Genomic DNA, 5,476 nt, shown 5'->3' on the forward strand with positions numbered 1-5,476 from the left:
TCTAAATCACAATGTCAAAGAGCCGACAAAAACCGACGCCCGGTCTCACCCCATTTTTCGTGGAGCACCCTGGCGCCTGCGTTTTCGCTGCCCCAACAAAGCGTCCCAGTGGAGCGCCCCGTCGGTGGAGTGGTCATCTATGTGGCGACTCACCTCCGGTCAACCCTTATTTCTCGTTTTTTTGGTCGACCTGCATTTTTTCTCGCCGCCCGCCTTCAGTCGAACAGCGGCAAGGCGGTGGTCGATTTGATCTCCTGCATCGCGAACGACGAGCTGACGTCGTGCAGCGGCGCCACCTTGGTCAGCTTGCGATAGATTCGATCGAAGTCGGCGATATCGCGCGCCACCACCTTGAGCAGATAGTCGATCTCCCCGCTCATCCGGTAGAATTCAACCACCTCGGGGAATTGCGCCACGCCTTCGGCGAAGGTCTCAAGCCATTCGGCGGTATGATGCGCGGTCTTGATCGCAACGATCACCGTCACCCCCAGCCCGAGCCGCTCGCGATTGAGCACCGTCACGCGACGCGCGATCACTCCTTCGCGCTCGAGCCGCTTGATTCGCTTCCAGCACGGTGTCTGCGACAGACCGACGCGTTCGGCGATCTCCGCGATCGGCACGGTCGCATCCTCCTGAAGCAACGCGAGAATACGCCGATCGACCGCATCTAGAACGATATTCTCCATTTTTCCTCCATATGCCGCTCCATTTTCTCCATTACGCTACTGACGGAGCAAAATGAACACGGACATTTCGGTATCCGAACGATAGATTCCCGCTTATGGTTATGAGTGGAGACCCGTTGTGATCGACCGACTGTTTTTCGAACATCCGCGCTCGGTCGACGAAAGCTATGGCGAGCATATGCGTGCGGCCGGCGGGTTCGGGGTGGTGATGATCGGCGCCGGAGTCGCCTGTCTCGTCCACGCGCTGGTGCCGGGGCTGTTCGTCTCCACCGGGAGCAAGGCGATCGACCGGCTCCACGACAAGATGGTGCGCAACCGCCGCCGCCGCGCCGCCCCATCGGGCGAACGGCTGATTCGCTCGGGGAACGAAGCCGCATGACGGCAATGATGGCGGCGGACCTTTACGGGGACGTTCCGCCGGACAAGCCGCATTCGTGGCGCGAGATCGTCCCGGGGCTGGTCGTGGTGTGCCTCGGCACGCTCGCCGCGGGGTTCATCTCGGATCATTATGGCGCGCCGCTCACGCTGATGGCGCTGCTGCTCGGGCTGGCGCTCAATTTCCTGTCGAGCGACCGGCGGCTGCATCCCGGGCTCGGCTTCGCCTCGCGCTCATTGCTGCGGTGGGGAATCGTGCTGGTCGGCGCGCGGGTGACGATGACGCAGATCGTCGGGCTGGGGCCGGTCGCGCTGCTCGCGGTGGTGGCGATCCTCGTGCTGACGATCGGCGCCGGGATTCTCGCGGCACGGCGATTCGGTTTCGACACCGGATTCGGCGTGCTCGCCGGCGGCGCGGTGGCGATCTGCGGCGCCTCGGCGGCGATGGCGCTGGCGACCACGCTCGGCAGCCGCCGCATCAGCGACGCGCAGCTCACGCTGGTGCTCGTCGGCATCTCGGCGATGAGCGCGGCGGCGATGGTGCTCTATCCGATCGTCGCGCATCTGCTCGCCATGTCCGATCTGCGCGCGGGCTTCATGCTCGGCGCGTCGATCCATGACGTCGCGCAGGCACTCGGCGCTGGCTATTCCTATTCCGACGGCGCCGGACAGATTGCGACGATCGTCAAGCTCACCCGCGTGGCCCTGCTCGCCCCGGTGCTGGCGGTGGTGGCGATGGCGCTGCCCAATGGCGACGGTCAGGCGAAGAATATCGGCGTGCCGTGGTTCGTCGTCGGCTTTTTCGTGCTGTCGGGGTTCAATTCGCTCGGCTGGGTACCGACGCTCGCGGCGACCTGGTCGTCGAAGGTCGCGGCGGCATTCCTCGCCGCGGCGGTGACGGCGACCGCGATCCGCTCGCCCTTGCCCCAATTGCTCGACGCCGGGCCGCGCCCGCTGCTCATCATCCTCGCAGCGACGCTGACCGCCTTCGTGCTCGCGCTGCTCGCGGCGCTGTTCGTGCTCGGATAAGAGAATCACTGGCTGGGGCGGCAGGATTCGAACCTGCGTATGACGGTACCAAAAACCGTTGCCTTACCGCTTGGCGACGCCCCAGCATGATGTGCGGGCGCGCGCCTTAGCGCGCGCCGCCGTGAACCGCAAACGCTTATGCGACGCGGTGCAGCCAGTTGTGCGGATCGGCGGTGCGGCCGCGCTGGATCGCCCCGAGCTGCTCGAGGAAACGCTGGGTCGTCTGCCCCATCCCGCCCGAACCAATCTGGAAGGCGTAATCCGGCCCCGAGACCTTGCCGATCGGGGTGATCACCGCCGCGGTGCCGCAGGCGAAGCTTTCGACGAGCCGCCCGCTCTCGGCATCGGCGCGCCATTGATCGATGCCGTACAATTCCTCGCGGACGGTCAGCCCCTGATCGCGCATCAGCGTGATGATCGAATCGCGCGTGATCCCCGGCAGGATCGTCCCGGTCAGCGGCGGAGTGACGACCGATCCGTCGTCGAACACGAAGAAGATGTTCATCCCGCCGAGCTCCTCGATCCAGCGCCGCTCGGCCGCGTCGAGGAACACCACCTGATCGCACCCGCGGCGAATCGCCTCGGCCTGCGCGACAAGGCTGGTGGCATAATTGCCGCCGCATTTCGCGGCGCCCGTGCCGCCCGGCGCGGCGCGCGAATAATCGTGGCTGACCCACAAGGAGACCGGCTTCACCCCGCCCTTCCAATAAGAGCCGACCGAGGAGGCGAGCACCATATAGAGATAGTCGGCCGACGGCTTGACGCCGAGGAACGCCTCGCTCGCGATCATGAACGGGCGCAGATAGAGCGAGCCGTCGGGTCCGGTCGGGATCCAGTCGCGATCGGCGCGCACCAGCGCCTCGATCGAGCCGAGGAACAGATCATCGGGCAGTTCGGGCATCGCCATGCGCTGCGCCGAATTGCGGAAGCGCTGCGCATTGGCCAGCGGGCGGAACAGCGCGGTCGTGCCGTCTTCCATGCGATAGGCCTTGAGCCCTTCGAAAATCTCCTGCGCATAATGGAGTACCGCGGTGGCAGGATCGACCGTCAGCGTGGTGCGCGCGGTGATCTTGCCGTCATGCCAGCCTTTTTCCTGTGAATAACGCAGGATCGCCATATGATCGGTATGGACACGGCCAAACACCGGATCGACCAGCCGCGCGGCGCGCTCATTAGCGGGCACGGGGGAAGGGTTCGGCTCGAACGCGAAGTTCAAAAGATGCCTCCTGTCGATCTGGCGCGGCGCGCGCGGTTGGCGGTTGCGATCGGGTAAGGCCGATGGCAATGCCGGTCAACATGGCTGCCACATCTCCTTCCGCTTCCCCGCTCTTCCTCCGCGAACCCGAGATCCGCCGCGGGCTGGAGCTGCTGTATTTCGGCAACAGCCACGTCACGCGCTCGATCGATCGGGGGCTGGCGCGGCAGGGGCTGGGCCGCGCGCACCACCGCGCGCTCTATTTCATCGCGCGCCGGCCGAACATGTCGGTCAGCGACCTGCTCGCGCTGCTCGCGATCACCAAGCAATCCCTGGGCCGCGTGCTCAACGAGCTCGCCGAACGCGGGCTGGTCGAGAGCCGCCCCGGCGAGCGCGACCGGCGCCAGCGCCTGCTGCGGCTGACCGATGCGGGCGCGAAGCTCGAAGGCGAGCTTTACGAAGCGCTGCGCGAGAAATTGTCCGGCGCTTATTCGAAGGCCGGGCAGGAAGCGGTGACCGGCTTCTGGGCGGTGCTCGAAGGGCTGATCCCCGAGGAGGAGCGCGAGCGGGTCGAGGCGCTGCGGCGCTGAGGCCTGGCGCCGCGAGCCTTTCGCAAAGTTCACAAAGTTCACACGAGTGGCGCTCGCTGCGAGAATCGAAAATCAGTCAGTTATTCTTTGCAAAACAGCATCTTATGTTGCCCCGCTCGTGCTCGGCGCTTCACCCCCGCGCCGCCGCCGCCATTTCCTCGGCCCGCGCAGCGGAAGCGGCGAGCGTCGCCTGCATCAGCCGATCGAGCGCGGCGCCGTCATCGAGCACGTTGAGCCCGGCGCGGGTCGTCCCGCCGGGGCTGGCGACCGCATCGGCGAGCGCCCCCGGCGAACGCGGGTCGGTCGCCGCGAGCGCCGCCGCGCCGCGCACCGTCGCCAGCGCGAGCCGCGCGGCATCGTCATGCGCCACCCCCATCGCCCCCGCCGCACGCGCCAGCGCGTCGATGAAGCGGAACAGATAGGCCGGCCCGCACCCTGCCAGCACCGCCGCCGCGGCATAGACCGCGCCCGCCGCCCAGATCACGTCGCCGAGCGGCGCAAGCAACGCATCGACGCGCGCGCGAACCTCGGTCGGCACGTCGGGGGCGTTGACCACGCATACCCCCTGCCCCAAGGCAACGGGCAGATTGGGCATCATCGGCACCGGCACCGGGCCGGGAAAGGCGCGCGTCAGCACCGCGGCATCGACCCCGGCGAGGATCGACAGCAGGATCGGCGCCCCCGCGACGCGATCGGCATAAAGCCCCGCCACTTCGTCGAGCTGCTGCGGCTTGACCCCGAGCACCACGATATCCGGCGCCGCGCCCGTCGGCAGCGCGCGCGCTTGGCGGACTCCGGCGGGCAGTGCGCGGTCCTTGCGGTTGACCACGTCGACCGCTTCGGCCTTCACCGCCCCGCTCTCGATCCAGCGCGTCAGCATCGCTCCGGCCATATTGCCGCAGCCGATCATCCACACGCGCATCAGGCCTCGCCCTGCGTCTCGATCAATGCCGCCGCGATCGCCTCGCGCGGGGTCTTGCCGCCCCACAGAACGAACTGGAACACGGGATAGAAACGCTCGCATTCGTCGATCGCGGTCTCGACGAGCAATTCAGTCGTGGCGAGCGACATCGCGCGATCGCCGTCCTCGTCGCCGTCGACCACCATCGCGTGGCGATAGAGCAATACCCCGCTCGACGACCAGAGTTCGAAATGGCCGACCCAGAGCTGTTCGTTGACCAGCGCCAGCGCTTCGTGGATCGGCGCGCGGCGTTCCTCGGCGACCTTCACGTCGGGGAAGCAGAGAAACTGGAGGACGCTGTCCTCGTCGCGCCACAAGGCACGCAGCTCATATTCGGTCCAGCTGCCCTTGACGGTCGCGCTGATCTCATCGTCGTGGCGTTCGCTGACCCAGCCGTGCGCCGCGAAATAGCGGTCGAGCATGTCGAGCGGCGCGGCTGCCTCATGGTCATCTTCGGCTTCATCGAGCATCATGGCGCTCCTATCGCACGAAGGCCGCCACGGAGGCAAAGCCCGTGGCGGCCGATGATATGGGAAAAGTGTGAGTAAATTGCGAGTGTCGCTATTTTTGGGGCGGCGCCGGCCCGCTCCCCACCCGGCCTCCCACAAGCCTATCCCGATGGGTGGCCGGGTGGGGGAGC

General features: G+C 66.6%; 7 protein-coding genes and 1 tRNA gene. 3 read left to right on the forward strand and 5 right to left on the reverse strand.

What is annotated here, in order from left to right:
• Positions 1-215 precede the first annotated feature (215 nt).
• Positions 216-686 carry an Lrp/AsnC family transcriptional regulator gene (locus tag NED98_RS23025; RefSeq protein WP_179512668.1) on the reverse strand — a complete coding sequence of 157 codons (471 nt, stop codon included), beginning with the start codon at positions 684-686 and terminating at the stop codon, positions 216-218.
• Between the two features lie 118 nt (positions 687-804).
• Here NED98_RS23025 and NED98_RS23030 point away from each other — a divergent pair, with 118 nt between their 5' ends.
• Together NED98_RS23030 and NED98_RS23035 are read left to right on the forward strand one after the other, a co-directional pair.
• On the forward strand, positions 805-1,065 hold the full coding sequence (locus NED98_RS23030) for a DUF6356 family protein (protein WP_265314678.1): 261 nt from the start codon (positions 805-807) through the stop codon (positions 1,063-1,065).
• Positions 1,062-2,090 carry a YeiH family protein gene (locus NED98_RS23035; protein WP_179512670.1) on the forward strand — a complete coding sequence of 343 codons (1,029 nt, stop codon included), beginning with the start codon at positions 1,062-1,064 and terminating at the stop codon, positions 2,088-2,090. The genes NED98_RS23030 and NED98_RS23035 overlap by 4 nt, the downstream gene beginning before the upstream one ends.
• Positions 2,091-2,099: 9 nt before the next feature.
• On the opposite strand, the gene NED98_RS23040 is transcribed toward NED98_RS23035, so the two are convergent.
• Together NED98_RS23040 and NED98_RS23045 are read right to left on the reverse strand one after the other, a co-directional pair.
• A tRNA-Gln gene (locus NED98_RS23040) sits at positions 2,100-2,174 on the reverse strand.
• A 52-nt stretch (positions 2,175-2,226) separates the two neighbouring features.
• Complete coding sequence (locus NED98_RS23045; RefSeq protein ID WP_265272016.1) at positions 2,227-3,306, reverse strand: branched-chain amino acid aminotransferase; 1,080 nt, start codon at positions 3,304-3,306, stop codon at positions 2,227-2,229.
• An 80-nt stretch (positions 3,307-3,386) separates the two neighbouring features.
• Between NED98_RS23045 and NED98_RS23050 the strand changes: the two genes are divergently transcribed.
• Positions 3,387-3,875, forward strand: a complete 489-nt coding sequence (locus NED98_RS23050; protein WP_179512671.1) for a MarR family transcriptional regulator — start codon at positions 3,387-3,389, stop codon at positions 3,873-3,875.
• A gap of 130 nt (positions 3,876-4,005) precedes the next feature.
• Here NED98_RS23050 and NED98_RS23055 read toward each other — a convergent pair whose 3' ends face one another.
• Together NED98_RS23055 and NED98_RS23060 are read right to left on the reverse strand one after the other, a co-directional pair.
• The gene (locus NED98_RS23055; RefSeq protein WP_265314679.1) at positions 4,006-4,797 is read right to left on the reverse strand and encodes a pyrroline-5-carboxylate reductase family protein; all 792 of its coding nucleotides are present in this window, start codon (positions 4,795-4,797) and stop codon (positions 4,006-4,008) included.
• Positions 4,797-5,309 carry a type III secretion system chaperone family protein gene (locus NED98_RS23060; protein ID WP_265272014.1) on the reverse strand — a complete coding sequence of 171 codons (513 nt, stop codon included), beginning with the start codon at positions 5,307-5,309 and terminating at the stop codon, positions 4,797-4,799. Before NED98_RS23060 ends, NED98_RS23055 begins: the two co-directional genes overlap by 1 nt.
• Positions 5,310-5,476 lie beyond the last annotated feature (167 nt).

This window comes from Sphingomonas lycopersici, assembly GCF_026130605.1.
Classification (GTDB): domain Bacteria; phylum Pseudomonadota; class Alphaproteobacteria; order Sphingomonadales; family Sphingomonadaceae; genus Sphingomonas; species Sphingomonas lycopersici.

Coding starts and splice junctions, on each gene's coding strand:
- NED98_RS23025 (WP_179512668.1), bottom strand. CDS start 686: ATGGAGAATATCGTTCTAGATGCGGTCGATCGGCGTATTCTCGCGTTG.
- NED98_RS23035 (WP_179512670.1), top strand. CDS start 1,062: ATGACGGCAATGATGGCGGCGGACCTTTACGGGGACGTTCCGCCGGAC.
- NED98_RS23050 (WP_179512671.1), top strand. CDS start 3,387: ATGGCTGCCACATCTCCTTCCGCTTCCCCGCTCTTCCTCCGCGAACCC.
- NED98_RS23055 (WP_265314679.1), bottom strand. CDS start 4,797: ATGCGCGTGTGGATGATCGGCTGCGGCAATATGGCCGGAGCGATGCTG.
- NED98_RS23060 (WP_265272014.1), bottom strand. CDS start 5,309: ATGATGCTCGATGAAGCCGAAGATGACCATGAGGCAGCCGCGCCGCTC.